This window comes from Aeromonas sp. QDB34, assembly GCF_027705405.1.
GTDB lineage: Bacteria > Pseudomonadota > Gammaproteobacteria > Enterobacterales > Aeromonadaceae > Aeromonas > Aeromonas hydrophila.
Genome location: NZ_JAPDBT010000005.1, coordinates 124,576 through 145,650, shown reverse-complemented (window position 1 = coordinate 145,650; position 21,075 = coordinate 124,576). Strand labels below are relative to the sequence as shown.

Here is a 21,075-nt window from a genome sequence, read left to right as displayed (position 1 = left end):
CATGTTTACCGGAATTATCGAAGCGGTGGGAACCCTGGCCGAGCTGCGCCGCCAGGGGGAGGACATGGCCCTCACCGTGCACGCACCGACTCTGGACTTTAGCGACGTCAAGCTGGGCGACTCCATCGCCACCAACGGCGTCTGCCTCACCGTGATTGCGCTGGGCGACAAGAGCTATACCGCCGACGTGTCGCTGGAAACCCTCTCCCGCACCGGTTTCGCCACCGCCAGGGTGGGAGATCGGGTCAACCTCGAGAAGGCGTTGATGCCCACTTCCCACCTCGGTGGCCACCTGGTCTCCGGCCATGTGGACGGCATCGGCGAGGTGAAGAGCAAGTCCGCCAGCGGCCGCGCCATCGAGTACTGGATCAAGGCGCCGGGGGAGCTCTCCCGCTACATCGCCGAGAAGGGCTCGATCGCGGTGGACGGCATCAGCCTCACCGTCAACGCGGTGCAGGGGGATCTGTTCCGGCTGACCATAGTGCCCCACACCGCCCAAGAGACCACCATAGCCCAGTGGAAACCTGGCTACAGGGTCAATCTCGAGGTGGATCAGATTGCCCGCTATCTGGAGCGGCTGATGACGGGCAAGCGCGAGGAGAGCAACGCCTCCACCCTGACCCTGGAAAAGCTGGCCCAGTCCGGCTTCCTGTGACGGACCCTCGGTGGGAAAAACGCTTTTCTGTGATCCCGCGCCGATTGAAATGGGGCCCCCTGTGCCCCATCTAGAGCACAATAGGCAGTATCAAGCCGAGCCGACTGGCTCAATCCCCGCAGCATGTTGATGGAGTAGCCCATGGCGCTAAGCACGACCCAGGAAATCATTGCCGATATCAAGGCTGGCAAGATGGTGATCCTGATGGATGACGAAGACAGGGAGAACGAAGGGGACCTCATCATGGCCGCCTCCTGTGTCCGCCCGGAAGATATCAACTTCATGGCCCGCTACGGCCGGGGGCTCATCTGTCTGACCCTGACCCGGGATCGCTGCAAGCAGCTGGCGCTGCCGCTGATGGTCGATCGCAACAATGCCCAGTTCTCCACCGCCTTCACCGTGACCATCGAAGCGGCCGAAGGGGTAACCACCGGCATCTCCGCCGCCGACCGCGCCGTCACCGTGCAGGCGGCGGTGGCGCCCAATGCCAAGGCCGCCGATCTGGTGCAGCCCGGCCACATCTTCCCGCTGATGGCGCAGGACGGTGGCGTGCTGACTCGCGCCGGCCACACCGAGGCCGGTTGCGATCTGGCCCGGCTGGCGGGTTACGAGCCGGCTTCCGTCATCGTCGAGATCCTCAACGAAGATGGCACCATGGCGCGCCGTCCGGATTTGGAGCTGTTCGCCGAGCAGCACGGCATCAAGCTCGGCACCATCGCCGACCTCATCGAATACCGCAACCAGCACGAGACCACGGTGGAGAAGGTGGCCGAGTGCAAGCTGCCCACCGAGTTTGGCGAGTTTGACCTCATCACCTTCCGCGACACCATCGACAACCAGGTGCACTTCGCCCTGAAAAAGGGTGAGGTTCAGGCCGAGCAGCCAACCCTGGTGCGGGTCCATCTGCACGACGTGCTGAGCGATCTGCTGTTGACCGATCGCCACAGCGCCCGCAGCTGGCCGCTGCCCAAATCCATGGCCCGCATCGCCGACGAAGGCGGGGTGCTGGTGATCCTGGGGGCGGAAGCCCATGGCGCCGAGCTGCTGGCCCGGGTCAAGGGATTCGAGGCGGCGGACAAGGGGCTGGCACCGGAAGGGGCCAAGTGGCAGGGTACCTCGCGCCGGGTCGGCGTCGGTTCCCAGATCCTCAAGGCGCTGGGGGTCGGCCAGATGCGCCTGTTGAGCTCGCCGAAGAAGTACCACGCCCTCGGCGGTTTCGGCCTGGAAGTGGTGGAGTACGTCGGCGAATAAGCCTGATGTGATGAAATGAATATGAAGCAAGGGATGACCTCGGTCATCCCTTGCTGTTTTGCCTCAGCGGCGCCGGCGCAACCAGGCCAGCGGCAGCAGCAGCAGGGCTGCGAATCCGGTGGCGCCACCACCGCCACTGCTTGAAGTGGTCGTGGTGGTATCCGGAGTCTTGGTGGGCTCGCTGGTAAGACTGATCAAGGCCCCTTCAAGACGCTGGCTCGCCCCCTGTTCATTGGTGGCGGTGAGTTCAACGCCCTGCACGCGCAGGGTACCGACTGTATTGTTGCCATCGGCGCGAAGCCGCAGGGTGCAGGTTTGACCCGCTTCCAGACGGGCGGCGCAGCCGTTGCTCATGGCGGGGGCATCGCTGTAGATGCCGCTCAGGGTGACTGCCTGGTTGCTGCGGTTGGCCAGCAGGTAGTCGGCCCAGCCACTGGTGCCTGAAGGCAGGATCAGGCCGCGGACCGTGGTCAGGGTGACGCCTTGCTGCTGCTCGGCGATCCAGTCACTGAAGGCAGGGGCGTAGACATAGCCACCGGCGCTGCCGGTGGCGCAGGGGAAGGCCCCGTAGCTGGTCACGCCGACCAGTTGTCTACCATAAGTGAGCGGACCACCGCTGTCCCCTTTGCAGGTATCCTGACCGGCCAGCTTGCCGGCGAAGATATGGGTCGTGGTCGGGTCACCGTACCAGAAGTCCCGGTCTCCCCGATAGGCGAGATCCACCGCCAGCAGCTGCGGGCTGGCTTTGGTCGCGCTGGGGTCGATGCCACCGTACCCCAGGGCATGCAGCATGGTCGTGTTCTGCTGCCAGGTATCCTTGATGATGGGGTCGGCGATGGCGATCGGTGCCTGGGTAACGGGCGTGGCAAGGTGCAGCAGGGCCACATCCGAGGCGTTCGGGGTGTCGCGATAACCCAGATTGGTCAGCAGGTTGACGTAATACTCCGGGTGCATCAGCACCTGGTCGACCTTGCTGCGAAGGTGAGGACGGCTGAGATCACTCACCCCGATGGCCACTTCCATGGGGCCGGACTGGGCCTCGGCGACGCAGTGCGCTGCGGTGAGTACCCACTGCTTGTCGATGAGGGTGCCGCCGCAGAAATTGCTCCAATTGCCGTTGACGACTTCGCCGACGGCCACCATCCAGCTGGGGGCTGTGACGGCGCTGCCACCGATGATGCGCGCGCTGCCAGCATCGGCCTGAGCAGCCAGCGGCAGCAGGCATGCGAGTGCGACGCTGCTGCGTTTGAAATCCAACATACTGAACTCCTTGGTGTTATTATTTTAACCCGTAGTAGGGTGGCGTATTATTATCAGGTCGGATCAGTTAAGCCAAAAGTCAATTGCGCTGTCGTTGCCAGAATTGTGATGCATGTTTTTGTCCGATTCCCCTTTGTGCTAGAATGTGCGCACTTTTGACTCCGGCCCCTTTTGATTGCACAGAGACAGGATTTCCCATGAAGGTTATCGAAGGAAATATCGCCGCTCCTGAGGCGCGCGTTGCTATTGTCGTTGCCCGTTTCAACAGCTTCATCAACGAAAGCCTGGTGGACGGTGCGGTAGACGTACTGAAGCGTCAAGGTCAAGTCCAGGACAGCAACCTGACCCTGGTGCGAGTGCCGGGCGCAGTCGAAATCCCCCTGGCCATCAAGAAGCTGGCCAAGAGTGGTCAATATGACGCCATCGTGGCGCTGGGCACCGTCATCCGTGGCGGCACCTATCACTTCGATCTGGTAGCAAACGAGAACAGCAAGGGCATGGCCCAGGTAATGATGGAATATGAAATTCCGGTTGCCTTCGGCGTACTGACCACTGAAAACATTGAACAAGCCATCGAGCGTGCCGGTACCAAGGCGGGTAACAAGGGTGCAGAGGCAGCATTGAGCGCGCTCGAAATGATCAACGTCCTGAAACAGCTGGACGTGTAACGAGGAGAAATGCATTGAAACCGTCCGAGCGCCGCAAGGCCCGCCATTGTGCCACCCAGGCCATCTACCAGTGGCAGATGACCAAGGCCAACGTGGGCGACATCGAAGAGCAGTTCAAGATCGATCAGGACACCAAGGGGGTGGACCTGAACTACTTCCGCGATCTGCTGTTCGGGGTAGCCCTCCACTGCAACGAGCTGGACAAGGTCTTCGCACCTTTCCTCTCCCGTCCGCTGGAAGAAGTGGACATGGTGGACAAGGCGATCCTGCGTCTGGCGACCTATGAGCTGACTCGTCGTGATGATGTGCCGCCGCGCGTGGCCATCAACGAAGCGATCGAGCTGGCCAAATCCTTTGCTGCCGATGACAGCCACAAGTTTGTCAACGGTGTACTGGACAAGGTGATCAAGTCGCTGAACAAGCGTTGATCCTGCTGTCCGTCAACAGCATCTAAGAGAGGAGCCAGCTTATTGCTGGCTTTTTACTGTATGGGTGAATTCGAGCTGATTGATAAGTACTTCAAGGTCCCCCACGCCCGCAAGGACGTGGTGATGGGCCCTGGAGATGATTGTGCCCTGCTGACCCTGCCCCCCGACACTCAGCTGGCGGTGAGCACGGATACCCTGGTGAGCGGCGTCCACTTCTTTCCCGACATGGATCCGGTGGATCTTGGCTACAAAGCGCTGGCGGTCAATCTCTCCGACCTGGCTGCCATGGGCGCTGAGCCGCGCTGGGTATCGTTGGCACTGACCCTGCCCACCATCAACGAGGCCTGGGTAGCCGGTTTTGCCGAAGGATTCCTGGAGCTTGCCGAATACTACAACGTGGCGCTGGTAGGCGGCGACATGACCCGCGGCCCGCTCTCCATCACGGTGTCGGTGAAAGGGTCGGTGCCGGCTGGCCGTGCCCTGCTGCGCAGCGGTGCCAAGGCCGGGGACGGAGTCTACGTGACCGGCACCCTGGGCGATGCTGCCCTGGCGCTCTCCCATCTGCTGGCCAAGCGAACCCTCAACGAGAACCAGCTGGCGGCCGTGTTGCCGCGCCTCGACCATCCCCATCCCCGTATTCTGGCCGGACAGGCCCTGCGCGGGCTGGCCGGCAGCGCGCTGGATCTCTCCGACGGGTTGGCCTCGGATCTCGGCCATATCCTGAAGGCCTCCGGCGTGCGGGCCCAGATCGATCTGGATCTGCTGCCGCTCTCGCCGGTGCTGCAGGATGCGGTGAGCGAACAGGATGCCTGGCAGCTGGCACTGGCCGGTGGCGATGACTACGAGCTCTGCTTCACCGTGCCGGAGGAACATCGCGGCGCGCTGGACACGGCGCTGGCCAATTGCGGCGTCAAGTTTACCCGCATCGGCCGCATCGTTGCCGGCGAGCCGGGCATCGACTATCTGCGGGGCGAACAAACGGTGGCGCTGGAGCTGAAAGGGTGGGACCACTTCGCATGAGCCTGTTCACGATAAAGCCCGAGTTGAAGCGGCTGAACCTGAAGCATCCGCTGCACTTTCTGGCGGTGGGCTTTGGTTCCGGCCTCTCGCCCAAGGCGCCGGGTACCATGGGGACGCTCGCCGCCATCCCCCTTTACCTGCTGGTGAGCGGTCTGTCGACGCCTTGGTTCATCGCGCTGCTGGTGCTGGGCTTCATGGCGGGTATCCGCATCTGCCAGAGCGCCACCGATGCCATCGGCATGCCGGATCACGGCGCCATCGTCTGGGACGAGGTGATCGGTTTTGGGGTCACCATGATAGCGGCGCCGGCCGGCTGGGAGTGGGTGCTGGCCGGCTTCGTGCTGTTCCGGTTGTTCGACATCCTCAAGCCCTGGCCCATCTCCTGGTTTGACCGCCGCATCCATGGCGGCCTCGGCATCATGCTGGACGATCTCATCGCCGGCCTGTTCGCCCTGTTTTGTATGCAATCACTGGCATACTGGCTGGGTTGAGGGTGACAGCAAGGGGGAGCGCCATGCTGGCATCCCCCTATATATCTCTGTTTAGTTTTCATTCACCGGCATATGCTGCCGTTAAAAAATCATTTCACATAAATATTCACTACTCATTCGAAGCTTAAGACTATTAGGTCAATAGTGAATATTCCCGCCTGTTACGCCATTGTTGAAAGTAAAAGCACTAGTCATGCATTTTGTCGGTCATATAGTCTGTATATGTGATAGGAGTCATGATTTATGACTGCTGACTTGGCTGCTAACTGAGCAAAGTATTGCGAAATTGTATAACCCGATCATTTACACTCGCCGCCAAACCGTCTAAGTTACTCGCGGGTTATTCCAAAAAAATGCAAAAAACCCGCCCGGATCGCTGGTTTCGTTGTCTCATGGATTGAGCGTTTTGCAGTCATATCAAGCACTCAAGATCACCCCAAGGCACGACCGGCATCTGCGGCCGATTTACGGACGAATTATTTGGGACGGATGTCCCCCGCAGAGGTAAACATGTCCTTGCTCGAAGTGAAAAACTTGCGGATCGAGTACCCCTCCCGCTACGGGGTGCTGGCCGCAGTGAAGGATCTCTCTTTTTCCGTTGAAAAGGGGGAGATAGTCGGTGTGGTAGGCGAGTCCGGTGCCGGCAAGTCCACCATAGGCAACGCCGTCATCGACCTGCTGAGCCCCCCTGGCCGTATTGCCCGTGGCGACATCTATCTCAATGGCGAACTCATCTCCGGCAAGAGCCAGAACGAGATGCGGGCCATTCGAGGGTCGCGCATCGGCTTCATCTTCCAGGACCCCATGACCTCCCTCAACCCGTTGTTCACCGTCGAACGGCAGCTGGTTGAAACCATTCTGGCCAATACCGACCTCACCCGTGAGGCGGCCTTTGCCAAGGCGCTTTCCCTGATGGCGGCGGTGGGGATCCCGCAGCCTGAGCTGCGCATCAAGCAGTATCCACACCAGTTCTCCGGCGGCATGCGCCAGCGGGTGGTCATTGCCATCGCCCTCTCCGGCGATCCCGAGCTCATCATCGCCGACGAGCCGACCACGGCGCTGGACGTCTCCATCCAGGATCAGATCCTTCAGCTCATCCGCAACCTCTGCAAAGAGCGGCAGGTGGGCTGCATGCTGGTGACTCATGACATGGGCGTGGTGTCCAACGTCACCGACAAGGTGGCGGTCATGTATCGCGGCGATCTGGTGGAGTTCGGTACCACCGAACAGGTGCTGGGTCGCCCCAACCACCCCTATACCCGGAGCCTCATCTCGGCGGTGCCCCGCTCGGATGTGAAGCTGGTGCGCTTCCCGCTGGTCTCCTACATCGAGGACGCCGGTGCGGCGGATACCAGCATCGATCTCAAGACCCACTGGCTCGGCCAGAGTCAGGACGAGCGCGCCTATGAAGGGGCGCTGCTGCGGGTGGAGAACGTGGATCTGAAGTTCGTCACCAAGGACTCCCTGTTCCCGAGCCGCCGTCAGTACGTGCGCGCCTGCAACAACATCAGCTTCGAGATCTTCGAGGGTGAAACCTTCGGCCTGGTGGGGGAGTCTGGCTCCGGCAAGTCGACCATCGCTCGCGCCATCACCGGCCTCTATCCGCCCGATACCGGCAAGATCTTCTTCGAGGGGATCGATCTGACCGCGCTCAAGGGCGAGCATGAGCGCCGCCCCCTGCGCCGCCAGATGCAGATGGTGTTCCAGAACCCCTACTCCTCGATGAACCCGCGCATGAAGGTGCGCGACATCATCGCAGAGCCGATCCGTTTTCATAAGCTGGCCGGCAGCGAGAGCCAGATCGAGGGGATCGTGGGGGATCTGCTGGATCACGTCGGTCTCGGCCGTGGTGCCGGGGTCAAGTATCCCCACGAATTCTCCGGCGGCCAGCGTCAGCGCATCTCCATTGCCCGCGCCCTGGCGACCCGGCCCCGCTTCCTCATCTGCGACGAGCCCACCTCGGCGCTGGATGTCTCGGTGCAGGCCCAGATCCTCAACCTGCTCAAGGATCTGCAGCAGGAGCTTGGCCTCACCATGCTGTTCATCAGTCACGATCTGCCGGTGATCCGCCAGATGTGCGATCGCATCGGGGTGATGCAGCACGGTCATCTGGTGGAAGTGGCGGAGACCGAGAAACTCTTTACCAATGCCGAGCATGAGTACAGCCGCAAGCTGATCTCCCTCATGCCGGAGTTCAAGGGAATGTCCCGCGAGGGGCTGGAAATCGCAAGCTAGGAAAGGGGCGGCCCGCCGCTCTGCTTGTCAAAAAAAGTGTCAATAAAAAGCCAAAAGCATGGAGAAAGACATGAAGAAAGGATTATCCAAGATTGCCCTGGCGCTGTTTGCCGCCGGTTTCGCTTTTAACGTTTCCGCCGTCGACATCAAGGTCGCCGTCGCCTCCGACGCCACCTCGCTGGATCCGCAGGAGCAGCTCTCCGGTCAGACCCTGGAGATGTCCCACCTGGTGTTCGATCCGCTGATGCGTTACACCCAGGACCTGAAATTCGAGCCGCGTCTGGCCGAGAAGTATGAGCGCATCGACGACAAGACCGTGCGCTTCTTCCTGCGCAAGGGCGTCAAGTTCCACTCCGGCAACGACTTCACCGCCGACGACGTGGTGTGGACCGTCAACCGTCTGAAATCCTCCGTCGACTTCAAGGCGATCTTCGACCCCATTGCCGAAGTGAAGAAGGTCGATGAGTACACCGTCGATCTCGTCACCGCCAAGCCGTTCCCGCTGGTGCTGCAGACCGTCACCTATATCTTCCCGATGGACTCCAAGTTCTATACCGGCAAGACCGAGGCGGGCAAAGACAAGGCCGAGATCGTCAAGAACGGCGACTCCTACGCCTCCACCCATGTCTCCGGTACCGGCCCGTTCAGCGTCAAGTTCCGCGAGCAGGGCGTGAAGCTGGAGTACACCCGCAACGCCAACTACTGGGACAAGGCCTCCAAGGGCAACGTCGACAACCTGACTGTGGTGCCCATCAAGGAAGACGCCACCCGCGTGGCGGCCCTGCTGGGTGGCGACGTGGACGTGATCTACCCGGTTGCGCCGAACGATCTGGAGCGCGTGAAGAACGGCAAGGACACCCAGCTGGTGACCTTGTCCGGTACCCGCGCCATCATCATCGAGCTGAACCAGAACACCAACCCGGCGCTGAAAGACAAGCGCGTGCGTCAGGCGATCAACTACGCCATCAACCAGGTGGGTATCGTCGAGAAGATCAACAAAGGCTTCGGTACCCCTGCCGGCCAGCTGAGCCCGAAAGGCTATGCCGGTCACAACGAGGCGCTCAAGCCCCAGTATGATCTGGCCAAGGCCAAGCAGCTGATGAAGGAAGCCGGCTATGAGCAGGGCTTCAAGATGAGCTTCATCTCCCCGGCTGCCCGCTACGTCAACGACGTCAAGATTGCCCAGGCCGTCTCCGCCATGCTGGCCAAGATCAACATCAAGGTGGATCTGAAGACCATGCCGGTGGCCCAGTACTGGCCTGAGTTTGACAAGTGCGCCGCGGACATGCAGCTGATCGGCTGGCACTCCGACACCGAAGACAGTGCGAACTTCTTCGAGTTCCTGACCTTCACCAAGGATGCCAAGACTGGCATGGGTCAGTACAACTGCGCCGGTTATGCCAACGCCGAGGCTGACAAGCTGGTCGAGCAGGCCAACGCCGAGACCGATCCGGCCAAGCGTGCCGAGATGCTGAAGAAGGTCGAAGCCATGCTGATCGACGACGCTGCCTATGTGCCGCTGCACTGGGAAGATCTGGCCTACGGCGCCAAGAAGAACGCCGACATCAAGCCGGTGGTCAACGTGATGAACTTCCCTTACTTCGGCGACCTGGTGGTCGGCAAGTAAGCGAAGGTTGCAAGGAAGGACGGGGCGGGGTGGTCAGCCGGCCACCCCGCCTGCTAACAGAAGCCTGTGCCATGACACAGGCCACGTAGAAGGACAAGCATGTTTACATTCCTGCTGAAACGGTTCTATCAGGCCGTGATAGTGATGTTCGTCATCAGCCTGGTCGCCTTCTCCATCCAGGACAACCTGGGGGATCCGTTGCGCGAGCTGGTGGGACAATCGGTCTCCGAAGCCCAGCGCCACGAATTGCGCGAGAAGATGGGCCTCAACGATCCTTTCCTCGTCAAATACAGCCGTTTCTTGAAGAACGCGGTACACGGGGATCTGGGTACTTCCTACTTCTTCAAGCGACCAGCCCTCGAGGTTATCCTCGACAAGCTGGTGGCTACTCTTGAGCTGGTGTTTGGCGCTGCGCTGATCATCGTGGTGGTCTCCATTCCGCTTGGGGTCTACTCGGCGATCCGCCCGCACAGCATACCGACCAAGATCATCATGGCGGGGAGCAGCATCGGCATCTCGATCCCGGTGTTCCTGACCGCCATCATGCTGATGTACCTCTTCTCCATCCAGCTGGGCTGGCTGCCGGCCTATGGCCGCGGCGAGACCTACAACCTGCTGGGCTGGGAGTCGGGCTTCTTCACCTGGGACGGCATCAAGCATTTGATCCTGCCCTGCGTGGCACTCTCCTCCATCATGCTGCCGCTGTTCATCCGGCTGGTGCGCTCCGAGATGCTGGAGCAGCTCTCCTCCGAGTACGTCAAGTTCGCCCGTGCCAAGGGGCTGGACAACAACAAGGTCTACTACAGCCACGCTCTGAAGAACACCATGCTGCCGGTCATTACCGTCGGTGGTGTGCAGATCGGCACCATGGTGGCCTACACCATCCTGACCGAGAGCGTGTTCCAGTGGCCGGGGACCGGCTTCCTGTTCCTTGAGGCGATCCACCGGGTCGATACGCCTCTCATCACCGCCTACGTCATCTTCGTCGGGCTCATTTTCGTGGTGACCAATACCCTGGTCGACCTGCTTTACGGGTTGATCAACCCGACCGTCAACCTGACCGCCAAGGGGTAACAGATGACTAATGCTGTAACTGCAAGCCCAAGCCGTTGGGCTCGTTTTAAAAATTCCGACATCGTCTACTACTTCCTGCGGGACAAGGTAGCTATGTTCAGCTTTGCGGTGTTCGTGGTGTTCGTGCTGGCGGCGCTGCTGGCACCCTGGCTGGCCCCGTACAACGTCTACGACCAGACCAGCTTCGATCTGATGGATGCCGAATTGCCGCCCTCCTGGCTGGAAGGGGGCGAAGAGCGCTTCTGGCTCGGTACCGACAACCAGGGTCGCGACATCTGGAGCACCATCCTCTATGGCGCCCGCATCTCGCTGACCATAGGTCTGTTCGCGGTGGCGCTGCAGCTGGTGCTCGGCATCGTCATCGGGCTGATGGCCGGTTACTTCGGTGGCCGCATCGACAGCCTGCTGATGCGCTTTGCCGACGTGCAGCTGTCGTTCTCCACCATGATGGTGGCGATCATCATCTCCGCCATCTTCCAGGCGACGTTTGGTTCCGAGTTCTACTCGAAGTTCGCCATCCTGATGCTGGTGGTGATCATCGGTATCGCCGAGTGGCCGCAGTACGCCCGAACCGTGCGCGCCTCTGTGCTGGCGGAGAAGAAGAAGGAGTATGTGGAAGCGGCCAAGGTGATGGGCTTTCGCGCCCCGCGCATCATGTTCCGCCACATTCTGCCCAACTGCCTGTCGCCGATCCTGGTCATCTCCACGGTGCAGGTGGCCAACGCCATCATGAGCGAGGCAGCGCTCTCCTTCCTCGGTCTGGGGATGCCGGTGGATCAGCCGTCGCTGGGCTCGCTCATCAGCGTGGGCTTCAACTACATCTTCTCTGGTTCCTGGTGGATCACCGCCTTCCCGGGCATCTGCCTGGTGGTGCTGGTGCTGGTCATCAACCTGTTGGGTGACTGGCTGCGGGATGTGTTCAATCCCAAGCTCTACAAGGGCTGATGGCCACAGATAAATGAACAAGACAGAGAAACAAAAAGGGCGCCATAACGGCGCCCTTTTACTGTGTGTGCTGAGGGGGTCAAGCCTGCAGCCACTGCTCGATGCTGCGCTGGATGCCGGTGCCATCGAGCCCCAGCAGAGCGTAAATCTCCTCCTGGGTACCCTGTTCGACGAAGCGATCTGGCAGGCCGAGGTTGAGCACCGGCTTGCACTGTTTGCTGCGCATCAGCAGCTCGTTCACCGCAGAGCCCGCACCGCCCATGATGGCGTTGTCCTCGAGGGTGACGAACTGATCGTGAGTCGCGGCCAGGGAAAGCACCAGCGCCTCGTCCATCGGTTTGACGAAGCGCATATCCACCAGGGTGGCATCGAGCGCCTCGGCTGCCGCTTTGGCCTGTTGCAGCAGGGTGCCGAACGCCAGAATGGCGGTGCCCTTGCCCTGACGGATGATCCGGCCCTTGCCGAGTGCCAGCGCCTGCATCTCGCTCTCAACCTGGATGCCGGTGCCGCTGCCGCGGGGGTAGCGTACCGCCGCCGGCCCGTTGCACTGGTAGCCGGTGTAGAGCATCTGACGGCATTCGTTCTCGTCGGACGGGGTCATGATCACCATGTTGGGCACGGTGCGCAGGAAGCTGATGTCAAACGCCCCCTGATGGGTGGGACCGTCGGCTCCCACCAGACCGGCCCGGTCGATGGCGAACAGTACCGGCAGCTCTTGCAGCGCCACATCGTGGATCAGCTGGTCGTAGGCCCGCTGCAGGAAGCTCGAGTAGATGGCGACCACCGGCTTCCGGTCGGCGATGGCGAGACCGGCGGCGAAGGTGACCGCGTGCTGCTCGGCGATGGCCACGTCGAAGTAGCGATCCGGATACTGCTGGCTGAACTTCACCAGGCCGGAGCCTTCGCGCATGGCCGGGGTGATGCCGACCAGCCGCTCATCCTTGGCCGCCATGTCGCACAGCCACTGACCGAAGATGGCGGAGAAGCTCGGCTTGCCGCCGCTCGCCTTGGGCAGGGTGCACTCGTCCGGGTTGAACTTGGGCACGCCGTGATAACCGATGGGGTCCTTCTCGGCAGGCTCGTAGCCCTTGCCCTTCTTGGTCTTGACGTGCAGCAGCTGCGGCCCCTTGAGGTTGCGCATGTTGCGCAGGGTCTCGACCAGGGCGTTGATGTCATGGCCGTCGATGGGGCCGATGTAGTTGAAGCCAAACTCCTCGAACAGGGTACCGGGCACCACCATTCCCTTGAGGTGTTCCTCGGCCCGCTTGGCCAGCTCCTTGACCGGCGGCAGGCCGGCCAGCACCTTCTTGCCACCCTCGCGGATGGTGGTGTAGAGCTTGCCAGACATGATGCGGGCCAGGTGGTTGTTCAGTGCCCCGACATTTTCTGAGATGGACATCTCGTTGTCGTTGAGCACCACCAGCATGTCCTTGTGGACATCGCCGGCGTGATTGAGCGCCTCGAACGCCATGCCGGCAGTAATGGCACCGTCGCCGATCACCGCTACCACCTTGCGGCCCAGCCCTTCGCTCTCGGCTGCCACGGCCATGCCGAGCGCCGCCCCGATGGAGGTGCTGGAGTGGCCGACCGAGAGCACGTCATATTCGCTCTCGCCGCGCCAGGGGAAGGGGTGCAGACCGTCTTTCTGGCGGATGCTCTGCATCCGATCGCGGCGACCGGTGAGGATCTTGTGGGGATAAGCCTGGTGGCCCACGTCCCACACCAGCCGATCGAACGGGGTGTTGTAGACGTAGTGCAGCGCCACCGTCAGTTCGACGGTGCCGAGCCCGGAGGCAAGATGGCCACTGGAGCGACTCACCGAACGCAGCAGATATTCACGCAGTTCGTTGCACAGTACGGGCAGTCGCTCGAAGGGCAGGGATCGCAACTCGACCGGCGTATCCGCGAGGGCCAGGTTGGGGAAATTGCTTATATCAACGCTCATATTGTTACTGTTATCCAGCGTTTAGTGGGTTCGCTCGATGATGTAATCGGCAAACGCTTCCAGAATGTCGGTATTGTAGGGCAAAGATTGCAAGGCTGTTAAGGCTTTACCATGCAGTTCGCGAGCCAGCTCACGGGCATTGTCGAGCCCCAGCAGCGCCGGATAGGTACTCTTTTCCAGCGCCAGATCGGAACCTTGCCGCTTGCCGAGGGTGGCGGTATCGCCCGTTATGTCGAGGATGTCATCCTGCACCTGGAAGGCGAGACCGATGGCGGCGGCATAGGTTTGCAGCGCACTCAGGGTGGCGTCATCCACGTCGGCCTTGCACAGGGCGCCAAGCGCCACGGCGCACTCGATGAGAGCCCCGGTCTTGTGACGGTGTACCTGTTCCAGCTCGGCGAGGGAAATCTGGCGCCCCTCCGCCTGCAGATCCAGTGCCTGGCCACCGCACATGCCGAGATAACCCGAGGCGCGGGCCAGTCGGCTCAGCATCCGTACCCGGTTGGCCAGCAGCGAGTCCGGCATCGGGTGATCGGCCAGAATGGTGAAGGCCAGGGTCTGCAGGGCGTCACCAGCCAAAATGGCGGTGCCTTCATCGAAGGCCTTGTGCACCGTCGGCTGACCGCGACGCAGATCGTCGTTATCCATGGCGGGCAGGTCGTCGTGCAGCAGGGAGTAGGCGTGGATGCACTCCACCGCGGCGGCCGGGCCGTCCAGCAGTTCGTTGTTTACGCCCAGCATCTCGCCGACGGCGTAGACCAGGAAGGGGCGTACCCGCTTGCCGCCCAGCAGCAGGCCGTAACGCATGGCATCGCGCAGGCGGGGAGCCATTGCGGGCAAGGATTCAAGTTGTGCAGACAGACAGTCGTCAATACGTTGCCGATGCAGGCGGGAAAAATCGTCCAGCGTCACTCACTCCTCTCCTTGCTCTGGCTGGAAGGGGACGGCTTGCTCGCTGCCATCGGCCTGAGTCAGCAGGATCTGGATCTTCTGCTCGGCCTGCTCCAGCTTCTGCTGGCCGGCCCGCACCAGATGAATGCCCTGCTCAAACTGCTTGAGGGCCTCTTCCAGCGGCAGGGAGCCCTGTTCCAGTTGATGAACTATGGTTTCCAGCTCTTCCAGAGTGGCATCAAAACTCAGGCGGTCGATTTTTTTACTGGCCATGTCCATCCTCGGGGATTGAAAAAAACGGCTTATCTTAACATCGACGACGGGCAGGGGGGAGGCAGAAAAATGCCGTCGGCTTAAACTCTCGGAAAAGTGGCCGATAATAAGCCATCTTCCGAACGGGGAAAATTGTGGCAACCCTTGCCGCTGATGAGCCAATAGCAGAAAATTCAACAAACTGCAGATACAACAAATTTCAGCTGACAGGAGTAGGGATGTGGATTTAGGCAGTCTGATAGGCATAGTGCTGGGGTTCGGGGTGGTGGTGTACGGCATGCTGCTGGGTGGCCCCATGAGCATGTATGTGGATATGCCCTCGGTCTATATCACCATTTTGGGTTCTCTGTTCATCTGCATGATGAAGTTCAACCTCGGCCAGTTTCTGATGGCGTTCAAGGTGGCCGGCAAGGCATTCATGTACAAGGGGGACAAGCTCGATGACCTGATTGCCAAGGCGGTGGAGCTGGCGGACGCGGCCCGCAAGGGGGGCTTTCTGGCCCTGGAGGCGGCGGAGATCCCCAATACCTTCATGAAGAAGGGCATCGACATGCTGGTGGACGGCCATGACGCCGACGTGGTGCGGGCCGTGATGGAGAAGGATATCGAGCTGACCTCGGAGCGCCACGTCATCGCCGTCAAGGTGTTCCGCTCCCTGGGGGATCTTGGCCCCGCCATGGGGATGATCGGTACCCTGGTGGGCCTGGTGGCCATGTTGGCTAACATGAGCGATCCCAAATCCATCGGCCCTGCCATGGCGGTGGCCTTGCTGACCACCCTGTACGGGGCGATCGAGGCCAACATGATCGCCATCCCCATCGCCGACAAGCTGGAGCTGCGCAGTGGTGAGGAGCAGCTGAGCCGTACCCTGATCCTCGACGCCATCATGGGCATTCAGGATGGCCAGAACCCGAGAGTGATCCAGGCCATGCTGCAGAACTACCTGAACCAGTCCAAACGCAACAACGGGACCGAATAGGAGCGCGCATGGCAAAGTGCAAATGCCCACCTCCCGGTCTGCCCGGCTATATGGGAACCTTCGCCGACCTGATGTCGCTGTTGATGTGCTTCTTCGTGCTGCTGCTCTCGTTTGCCGAGATGGACGTGCAGAAGTTCAAGCAGATCGCCGGCTCCATGGAGAAGGCGTTCGGGGTGCAGAATATTCTCGAGGTGAAGGACATTCCCAAGGGAACCTCCGTCATCGCTCAGGAGTTCAGGCCGGGTCGCCCAGAGCCGACCCCCATCGATACCATCATGCAGCAGACCATGGACATGACCCAGACCGAGCTGGATTTTCAGCCCGGTGATGCCGATCAGGCGGGCGGTCATGACAAGAGCGAAGAGAAGCTGGTAGGGGGCGACACCCAGCAGGAGGCGCAGAAACAACAGCAGCAGGAGCAATCCAACGCGCTGGCCAAGGCGCTGGCGGATCAGATGAAGGCGCAGATCCAGGATGGCGCCATTGAAGTGGAGGCGCTTGGCCAGCAGATCATCATCCGGATCCGGGAAAAAGCGGCCTTCCCGGCGGGGTCCGCCTTCCTGCAGCCCCAGTTCTGGCCGGTGGTGCGCAAGGTGGCAGCCCTGCTCAAGGATGTGCCCGGCGAGATCACCATTTCGGGTCACACCGATGATGCCGCCACCGAGGATGAACTGTTCCAGTCCAATTGGGAGCTCTCCTCCCAGCGGGCGGTGGCGGTAGCCCACCAGATGATCAAGGTGCCGGGCTTCGATGGCGGCCGGCTGGTGGTACAGGGCATGGCTGATTCCCAGCCGCTGGTGCCCAATACCAGCCCGGAAAACCGGCGCATGAACCGGCGGGTGGAGATCTCCATCATGCAGGGCAAACCGACGGTGTCAGCCCCGATCAGCGCGCAGGAGCAGAAATAGTTCCGGCAAATTCTGATGAGAAAGCGCGATCCCGCTCGCAGGGACTGACATGGATTTTGTGCCGGCTTCATATTAAGATGCCTCATCCGAACCGACAGCTGCGGCTCTCTCTGATAGCCGCAGCTTCTCTTTTCAAGCAACCCAGGTTTCGACTATGAATCATACTCCGATGACTGTTCGCGGCGCTGAAAAGCTGCGTGAAGAGCTCGAATATCTCAAGACCGAGCTGCGTCCGCAGATTATCGAAGCGATTGCAGATGCCCGTGAACATGGTGATCTGAAAGAAAACGCCGAATACCATGCTGCCCGCGAGCAGCAAGGCTTCTGTGAAGGCCGTATCCAGGAAATCGAGAGCAAGCTCTCCAACGCCCAGGTGATCGACATCACCAAGATGACCAACAATGGCCGCGTCATCTTCGGGGCAACCGTGACTCTGCTCAAGAGCGAGACGGAAGAAGAGGTGGTCTACCGTATCGTGGGCGACGACGAGGCGGACATCAAACAGAACATGATCTCCGTGAATTCCCCCATCGCCCGTGCTCTGATCGGCAAGGAAGTGGACGATGTGGCCATCGTCAAGACGCCGGCAGGCGATGTGGAGTACGAGATCCTGGAAGTTGCCTACCTCTAAGGTAGCTTGATGCCAGAACAGGGGAGCCCCGGCTCCCCTGTTTGTATTTAGCGGGGCTGGTAAGCCTGGGTGAAGGCGTCCTGATGACGTTGAAACATCCAGTTGCGCAGCAGTTCAAGGTCCGCTTTGGCCATCTGGAAATGCAGTGCCCAGCCCTGGATGCCGTTGCGACGATGAATGTGTCTGACCAGCTCTGCGCTGAGCGGCAGGGGGGCGAGATCCTCAATGAGCAGGCTGCCCGTCAAGGTGGCGCCGACGGCCAGTCCGGGCGGCAGGCCCTCGACAACCAGACCATCGAGCGACAGGCTGTGCACCAGATACTCGTGCTCACCCATCCTGAAGCTGGCCTGCTCGTCCAGCCGCCAGGTGCGCGGATGGGGATAGCCCAGCTCCTTGATGACGGGGGCGGCGATGCGTGGCTCGACAAAGCCATCATCCCCTTGAGTGAAGCGCAGCGGAAAACGGAGCTGATGTCCGGCAAAACGGGCTTCCAGCACCAGCTGGTCGGCACGTTGCAGCAGGCCTAGCAGGGGAGTGGCGAGATAACCGCTCAGGGATTGACCGGCGGCCGTCTCCTGATCGCTTCCCAAGTCCCGTAGCATGGCCAGTTCATCTTCGGTGAGAATCTGATGGTGATCCATAGCGGGTATCCACGAGTATTCATCGCAGGTTAAGGGCCTGGCGACTACTTTGGCAAGCGACTTGGGAAGAGGGGAAATGAAGGAAAGAGCGATGCTCTTTCCTGTTACTTGCGGGGCAGTTGGATTTTCGGCTCGTTGGCTTGACGATAGATGGTCAGCACGTGGCCGATGCTCTGTACTTTCACCGCGCCGGTTTCACGGACGATGGCATCCATAACCAGCTGTTTCATCTCACGATCTTCAGACGCAACCTTAACCTTGATCAGCTCGTGGTGGTTGAGCGCCAGATCGATCTCGGCCAGCACACCTTCGGTCAGACCGTGTTGTCCCAGCAGGACGACCGGCTTCAGACTGTGGGCAAGGCCCTTGAGGTACTGTTTCTGTTTATTGTTGAGAATCATGGCAATTTCTTCATAAGTCAGGGTTGAAAGGGGCGTATTCTACCCCCACTTAGCCCTTAATACTAATAACCCTTGTGGTTTTTTAAAGTCGACGATCATGACCCAGAAAAAACATTCCCCCAGTTCAACCCGCTGGTTAAAAGAGCATTTTGACGATCAATACGTCAAAAAAGCCCAGAAGTTGGGACTGAGATCCCGTGCCGTGTTCAAGATCGACGAGATCCAGGGCAAGGACAAACTGCTCAAGCCGGGCATGACGGTGGTGGATCTGGGGGCGGCCCCCGGTGGCTGGTCCCAGTTTGCCATCGACCAGGTCGGTGACAAGGGCCGGGTGATCGCCTGCGATATTCTGCCGATGGATTCCATCGCCGGTGTCGATTTCCTTCAGGGCGACTTTCGGGAGGAAACTGTACTGGGCGCCCTGCTTGAACGGGTAGGTCCGGACAAGGTTGACGTCGTCATGTCCGACATGGCGCCCAACATGAGCGGTACCCAGCAGGTGGATCAGGCCCGTTCCATGTATCTGGTCGAACTGGCACTGGACATGTGCAACCAGGTCCTGCGGGCCAACGGCAGCTTCGTGGTCAAGGTGTTCCAGGGGGAGGGGTTTGATATCTATCTCAATGAAATCCGTAAACTTTTCACTGCTGTCAAGATTCGTAAACCAGACTCGTCTCGTGCCCGTTCACGAGAAGTCTACATTGTGGCTACCGGTTTTAAACTGTAGTACCCTAACCTTCATCGTTAACTGTCAGTCTGCGAGGTTACTGATTTGAGTGACATGGCGAAAAACCTAATCCTGTGGCTGGTCATCGCCGTCGTGTTGATGTCGGTGTTCAATAGCTTCAGCCCCAGCGATACCACCAGTCGCCAGCTGGACTATTCCAGCTTCGTTAAAGAAGTGACCCAAGAGCAGATCCGTGAAGTGCGGATGGATGGCAAGGTCATTAATGGCGTCAAGCGCACCGGTGAACGCTTCACCACCATCATCCCGGCGCCGGATCCCCAGCTGCTCAACGACATGCTCAATCACAATGTCAAAGTGATGGGCGAGAAGCCGGAAGAGCCGTCTCTGCTGACGTCCATCTTCATCTCCTGGTTCCCGATGCTGTTGCTGATCGGTGTCTGGGTCTTCTTCATGCGTCAAATGCAGGGCGGTGGTGGCAAGGGTGCCATGTCGTTCGGCAAGAGCAAGGCTCGCCTGATGAGTGAAGATCAGATCAAGACCACCTTTGCCGACGTGGCCGGCTGTGACGAGGCCAAGGAAGAGGTGAAGGAGCTGGTCGACTATCTGCGCGATCCGAGCAAGTTCCAGAAACTGGGCGGCAAGATCCCGACCGGCGTTCTGCTGGTTGGTCCTCCCGGTACCGGTAAGACCCTGCTGGCCAAGGCCATTGCGGGCGAGGCCAAGGTGCCCTTCTTTACCATTTCGGGTTCAGATTTCGTCGAGATGTTCGTGGGTGTCGGTGCCTCCCGGGTACGCGACATGTTCGAGCAGGCCAAGAAGTCTTCTCCCTGCATCATCTTCATCGACGAGATCGATGCGGTCGGCCGCCAGCGTGGCGCCGGTCTGGGCGGTGGTCATGACGAGCGTGAGCAGACCCTGAACCAGATGCTGGTCGAAATGGATGGCTTTGAAGGCAATGAAGGTATCATCGTCATCGCCGCTACCAACCGTCCTGACGTACTGGACCCCGCCTTGCTGCGTCCGGGTCGTTTCGACCGCCAGGTCGTGGTCGGTCTGCCGGATGTCCGTGGTCGCGAACAGATCCTGAAAGTGCACATGCGCAAGGTGCCGTTGGCAGATGATGTCAATCCGGCGCTGATTGCCCGCGGCACGCCTGGTTTCTCCGGTGCTGATCTCGCCAACCTGGTCAACGAAGCCGCTCTGTTCTCGGCCCGCGAGAGCCGTCGTGTGGTCTCCATGGCCGAGTTTGAAAAGGCCAAGGACAAGATCATGATGGGCGCGGAACGTCGCTCCATGGTGATGAAAGAGTCCGAGAAGGAGATGACGGCCTATCACGAAGCCGGCCACGCCATCATTGGTCGTCTTGTGCCGGATCATGACCCCGTCTACAAGGTCTCCATCATTCCGCGCGGTCGTGCGCTGGGTGTGACCATGTATCTGCCGGAGCAGGATCGCTGGAGTCACTCCAAGCAGCATCTGGAATCGATGATCTCCAGCCTGTACGGCGGTCGTCTGGCGGAAGAGCTGATCTACGGTGCCGAGAAGGTATCGACCGGTGCGTCCAACGACATCGAGCGTGCCACCGACATCGCCCGCAAGATGGTGACCCAGTGGGGCATGTCCGAGCGTCTCGGTCCCATGCTCTATGCGGAAGAAGATGGCGAGGTGTTCCTCGGTCGCAGCATGGCCAAGGCCAAGCACATGTCCGATGATACTGCGCGCGTCATCGATGCCGAGGTCAAGCAGGTCATCGATCGCAACTATGCCCGCTCCAAGCAGATCCTGCTGGACAACATGGACGTGCTGCACAGCATGAAAGATGCGCTGATGAAGTACGAGACCATCGATGCCAAGCAGATCGACGATCTGATGGCTCGCCGCGAAGTGCGTGCCCCCAGCAACTGGCATGATGAGCACGGTGATACCCCGCAAGGCGGTGCCACGGTTGCAGCAGAGGCCAAGCCGGCGGTAGCCGAGACCGAGCAGGTGGCTGATGTCGATATCGACAAGGCCAACGATCTGCCGGCCAAATAAATCGTGATGATACAAACCCCGGGCTGGCCC

21 protein-coding genes are annotated in these 21,075 nt (G+C 60.3%); 15 read left to right on the top strand and 6 right to left on the bottom strand.

Features of this window, described 5'->3' with window-relative positions:
• The first annotated feature begins 1 nt into the window (after nt 1).
• Complete coding sequence (locus OKC29_RS09605; RefSeq protein WP_073351383.1) at nt 2–655, top strand: riboflavin synthase; 654 nt, start codon at nt 2–4, stop codon at nt 653–655.
• Nucleotides 656–796: 141 nt separating this feature from the next.
• On the top strand, nt 797–1,906 hold the full coding sequence (gene ribBA, locus OKC29_RS09600; RefSeq protein WP_073351382.1) for a bifunctional 3,4-dihydroxy-2-butanone-4-phosphate synthase/GTP cyclohydrolase II: 1,110 nt from the start codon (nt 797–799) through the stop codon (nt 1,904–1,906).
• A gap of 63 nt (nt 1,907–1,969) precedes the next feature.
• Here ribBA and OKC29_RS09595 read toward each other — a convergent pair whose 3' ends face one another.
• Nucleotides 1,970–3,166: a S1 family peptidase gene (locus tag OKC29_RS09595; protein ID WP_073351380.1), complete on the bottom strand. Its 1,197-nt coding sequence runs from the start codon at nt 3,164–3,166 to the stop codon at nt 1,970–1,972.
• Between the two features lie 197 nt (nt 3,167–3,363).
• On the opposite strand from OKC29_RS09595, the gene ribH reads away from it, so the two are divergent.
• The 8 genes from ribH to OKC29_RS09555 all read left to right on the top strand — a co-directional run bounded on the left by ribH (nt 3,364) and on the right by OKC29_RS09555 (nt 11,654).
• Nucleotides 3,364–3,834, top strand: a complete 471-nt coding sequence (gene ribH / locus OKC29_RS09590) for a 6,7-dimethyl-8-ribityllumazine synthase (protein ID WP_016351731.1) — start codon at nt 3,364–3,366, stop codon at nt 3,832–3,834.
• A 14-nt stretch (nt 3,835–3,848) separates the two neighbouring features.
• Nucleotides 3,849–4,262 (top strand): transcription antitermination factor NusB, encoded by a 414-nt coding sequence (gene nusB, locus OKC29_RS09585; RefSeq protein WP_011707095.1) that lies wholly within the window; start codon nt 3,849–3,851, stop codon nt 4,260–4,262.
• 60 nt (nt 4,263–4,322) lie between these two features.
• Nucleotides 4,323–5,282: a thiamine-phosphate kinase gene (thiL, locus tag OKC29_RS09580; RefSeq protein WP_029299287.1), complete on the top strand. Its 960-nt coding sequence runs from the start codon at nt 4,323–4,325 to the stop codon at nt 5,280–5,282.
• On the top strand, nt 5,279–5,773 hold the full coding sequence (locus tag OKC29_RS09575) for a phosphatidylglycerophosphatase A family protein (RefSeq protein WP_073351378.1): 495 nt from the start codon (nt 5,279–5,281) through the stop codon (nt 5,771–5,773). Before thiL ends, OKC29_RS09575 begins: the two co-directional genes overlap by 4 nt.
• Before the next feature lie 510 nt (nt 5,774–6,283).
• Nucleotides 6,284–8,008, top strand: coding sequence for a dipeptide ABC transporter ATP-binding protein (locus tag OKC29_RS09570; protein ID WP_011707092.1), 1,725 nt, complete (start codon nt 6,284–6,286; stop codon nt 8,006–8,008).
• 70 nt (nt 8,009–8,078) lie between these two features.
• On the top strand, nt 8,079–9,635 hold the full coding sequence (locus OKC29_RS09565) for an ABC transporter substrate-binding protein (RefSeq protein WP_011707091.1): 1,557 nt from the start codon (nt 8,079–8,081) through the stop codon (nt 9,633–9,635).
• 99 nt (nt 9,636–9,734) lie between these two features.
• Nucleotides 9,735–10,709 (top strand): ABC transporter permease, encoded by a 975-nt coding sequence (locus OKC29_RS09560; protein ID WP_011707090.1) that lies wholly within the window; start codon nt 9,735–9,737, stop codon nt 10,707–10,709.
• A gap of 3 nt (nt 10,710–10,712) precedes the next feature.
• Nucleotides 10,713–11,654 carry an ABC transporter permease gene (locus tag OKC29_RS09555; RefSeq protein ID WP_011707089.1) on the top strand — a complete coding sequence of 314 codons (942 nt, stop codon included), beginning with the start codon at nt 10,713–10,715 and terminating at the stop codon, nt 11,652–11,654.
• A gap of 79 nt (nt 11,655–11,733) precedes the next feature.
• Here the strand turns inward: OKC29_RS09555 and dxs are convergent, their stop codons facing one another.
• From dxs to xseB, 3 genes are read right to left on the bottom strand one after another with little or no spacing between them, the layout of a single operon-like run.
• The gene (gene dxs, locus OKC29_RS09550; protein WP_073351376.1) at nt 11,734–13,599 is read right to left on the bottom strand and encodes a 1-deoxy-D-xylulose-5-phosphate synthase; all 1,866 of its coding nucleotides are present in this window, start codon (nt 13,597–13,599) and stop codon (nt 11,734–11,736) included.
• A 21-nt stretch (nt 13,600–13,620) separates the two neighbouring features.
• Nucleotides 13,621–14,511 carry a (2E,6E)-farnesyl diphosphate synthase gene (gene ispA / locus OKC29_RS09545; RefSeq protein WP_073351374.1) on the bottom strand — a complete coding sequence of 297 codons (891 nt, stop codon included), beginning with the start codon at nt 14,509–14,511 and terminating at the stop codon, nt 13,621–13,623.
• A complete protein-coding gene (gene xseB, locus OKC29_RS09540) occupies nt 14,512–14,763 on the bottom strand; it encodes an exodeoxyribonuclease VII small subunit (protein WP_016351725.1) in 252 nt (83 codons plus the stop codon).
• A 220-nt stretch (nt 14,764–14,983) separates the two neighbouring features.
• Here xseB and pomA point away from each other — a divergent pair, with 220 nt between their 5' ends.
• The 3 genes from pomA to greA all read left to right on the top strand — a co-directional run bounded on the left by pomA (nt 14,984) and on the right by greA (nt 17,281).
• Entirely contained in the window at nt 14,984–15,742 is a 759-nt protein-coding gene (pomA, locus tag OKC29_RS09535; protein ID WP_011707085.1) for a flagellar motor protein PomA, read from the top strand.
• Nucleotides 15,743–15,750: 8 nt separating this feature from the next.
• Complete coding sequence (locus OKC29_RS09530) at nt 15,751–16,650, top strand: flagellar motor protein MotB (protein ID WP_011707084.1); 900 nt, start codon at nt 15,751–15,753, stop codon at nt 16,648–16,650.
• A gap of 154 nt (nt 16,651–16,804) precedes the next feature.
• Nucleotides 16,805–17,281 (top strand): transcription elongation factor GreA, encoded by a 477-nt coding sequence (gene greA / locus OKC29_RS09525; protein ID WP_011707083.1) that lies wholly within the window; start codon nt 16,805–16,807, stop codon nt 17,279–17,281.
• Nucleotides 17,282–17,328: 47 nt separating this feature from the next.
• Here the strand turns inward: greA and OKC29_RS09520 are convergent, their stop codons facing one another.
• Both OKC29_RS09520 and yhbY read right to left on the bottom strand, forming a co-directional pair.
• Complete coding sequence (locus OKC29_RS09520) at nt 17,329–17,922, bottom strand: hypothetical protein (protein ID WP_024944268.1); 594 nt, start codon at nt 17,920–17,922, stop codon at nt 17,329–17,331.
• A gap of 104 nt (nt 17,923–18,026) precedes the next feature.
• Nucleotides 18,027–18,323 carry a ribosome assembly RNA-binding protein YhbY gene (gene yhbY / locus OKC29_RS09515; RefSeq protein WP_005298134.1) on the bottom strand — a complete coding sequence of 99 codons (297 nt, stop codon included), beginning with the start codon at nt 18,321–18,323 and terminating at the stop codon, nt 18,027–18,029.
• A gap of 97 nt (nt 18,324–18,420) precedes the next feature.
• Here yhbY and rlmE point away from each other — a divergent pair, with 97 nt between their 5' ends.
• Together rlmE and ftsH are read left to right on the top strand one after the other, a co-directional pair.
• Nucleotides 18,421–19,050, top strand: coding sequence for a 23S rRNA (uridine(2552)-2'-O)-methyltransferase RlmE (rlmE, locus tag OKC29_RS09510; RefSeq protein ID WP_011707081.1), 630 nt, complete (start codon nt 18,421–18,423; stop codon nt 19,048–19,050).
• Nucleotides 19,051–19,095: 45 nt separating this feature from the next.
• Nucleotides 19,096–21,045: an ATP-dependent zinc metalloprotease FtsH gene (gene ftsH / locus OKC29_RS09505; RefSeq protein WP_011707080.1), complete on the top strand. Its 1,950-nt coding sequence runs from the start codon at nt 19,096–19,098 to the stop codon at nt 21,043–21,045.
• Nucleotides 21,046–21,075 lie beyond the last annotated feature (30 nt).

Excerpts from the sequence above, each read along its gene's own strand:
- OKC29_RS09530 (WP_011707084.1), top strand. The coding sequence starts at position 15,751 with ATGGCAAAGTGCAAATGCCCACCTCCCGGTCTGCCCGGCTATATGGGA.
- OKC29_RS09595 (WP_073351380.1), bottom strand. The coding sequence starts at position 3,166 with ATGTTGGATTTCAAACGCAGCAGCGTCGCACTCGCATGCCTGCTGCCG.
- OKC29_RS09575 (WP_073351378.1), top strand. The coding sequence starts at position 5,279 with ATGAGCCTGTTCACGATAAAGCCCGAGTTGAAGCGGCTGAACCTGAAG.
- dxs (WP_073351376.1), bottom strand. The coding sequence starts at position 13,599 with ATGAGCGTTGATATAAGCAATTTCCCCAACCTGGCCCTCGCGGATACG.
- ribBA (WP_073351382.1), top strand. The coding sequence starts at position 797 with ATGGCGCTAAGCACGACCCAGGAAATCATTGCCGATATCAAGGCTGGC.
- OKC29_RS09570 (WP_011707092.1), top strand. The coding sequence starts at position 6,284 with ATGTCCTTGCTCGAAGTGAAAAACTTGCGGATCGAGTACCCCTCCCGC.
- OKC29_RS09555 (WP_011707089.1), top strand. The coding sequence starts at position 10,713 with ATGACTAATGCTGTAACTGCAAGCCCAAGCCGTTGGGCTCGTTTTAAA.
- OKC29_RS09565 (WP_011707091.1), top strand. The coding sequence starts at position 8,079 with ATGAAGAAAGGATTATCCAAGATTGCCCTGGCGCTGTTTGCCGCCGGT.
- greA (WP_011707083.1), top strand. The coding sequence starts at position 16,805 with ATGAATCATACTCCGATGACTGTTCGCGGCGCTGAAAAGCTGCGTGAA.
- ribH (WP_016351731.1), top strand. The coding sequence starts at position 3,364 with ATGAAGGTTATCGAAGGAAATATCGCCGCTCCTGAGGCGCGCGTTGCT.
- yhbY (WP_005298134.1), bottom strand. The coding sequence starts at position 18,323 with ATGATTCTCAACAATAAACAGAAACAGTACCTCAAGGGCCTTGCCCAC.
- OKC29_RS09605 (WP_073351383.1), top strand. The coding sequence starts at position 2 with ATGTTTACCGGAATTATCGAAGCGGTGGGAACCCTGGCCGAGCTGCGC.
- OKC29_RS09520 (WP_024944268.1), bottom strand. The coding sequence starts at position 17,922 with ATGGATCACCATCAGATTCTCACCGAAGATGAACTGGCCATGCTACGG.
- OKC29_RS09560 (WP_011707090.1), top strand. The coding sequence starts at position 9,735 with ATGTTTACATTCCTGCTGAAACGGTTCTATCAGGCCGTGATAGTGATG.
- thiL (WP_029299287.1), top strand. The coding sequence starts at position 4,323 with ATGGGTGAATTCGAGCTGATTGATAAGTACTTCAAGGTCCCCCACGCC.
- xseB (WP_016351725.1), bottom strand. The coding sequence starts at position 14,763 with ATGGCCAGTAAAAAAATCGACCGCCTGAGTTTTGATGCCACTCTGGAA.
- rlmE (WP_011707081.1), top strand. The coding sequence starts at position 18,421 with ATGACCCAGAAAAAACATTCCCCCAGTTCAACCCGCTGGTTAAAAGAG.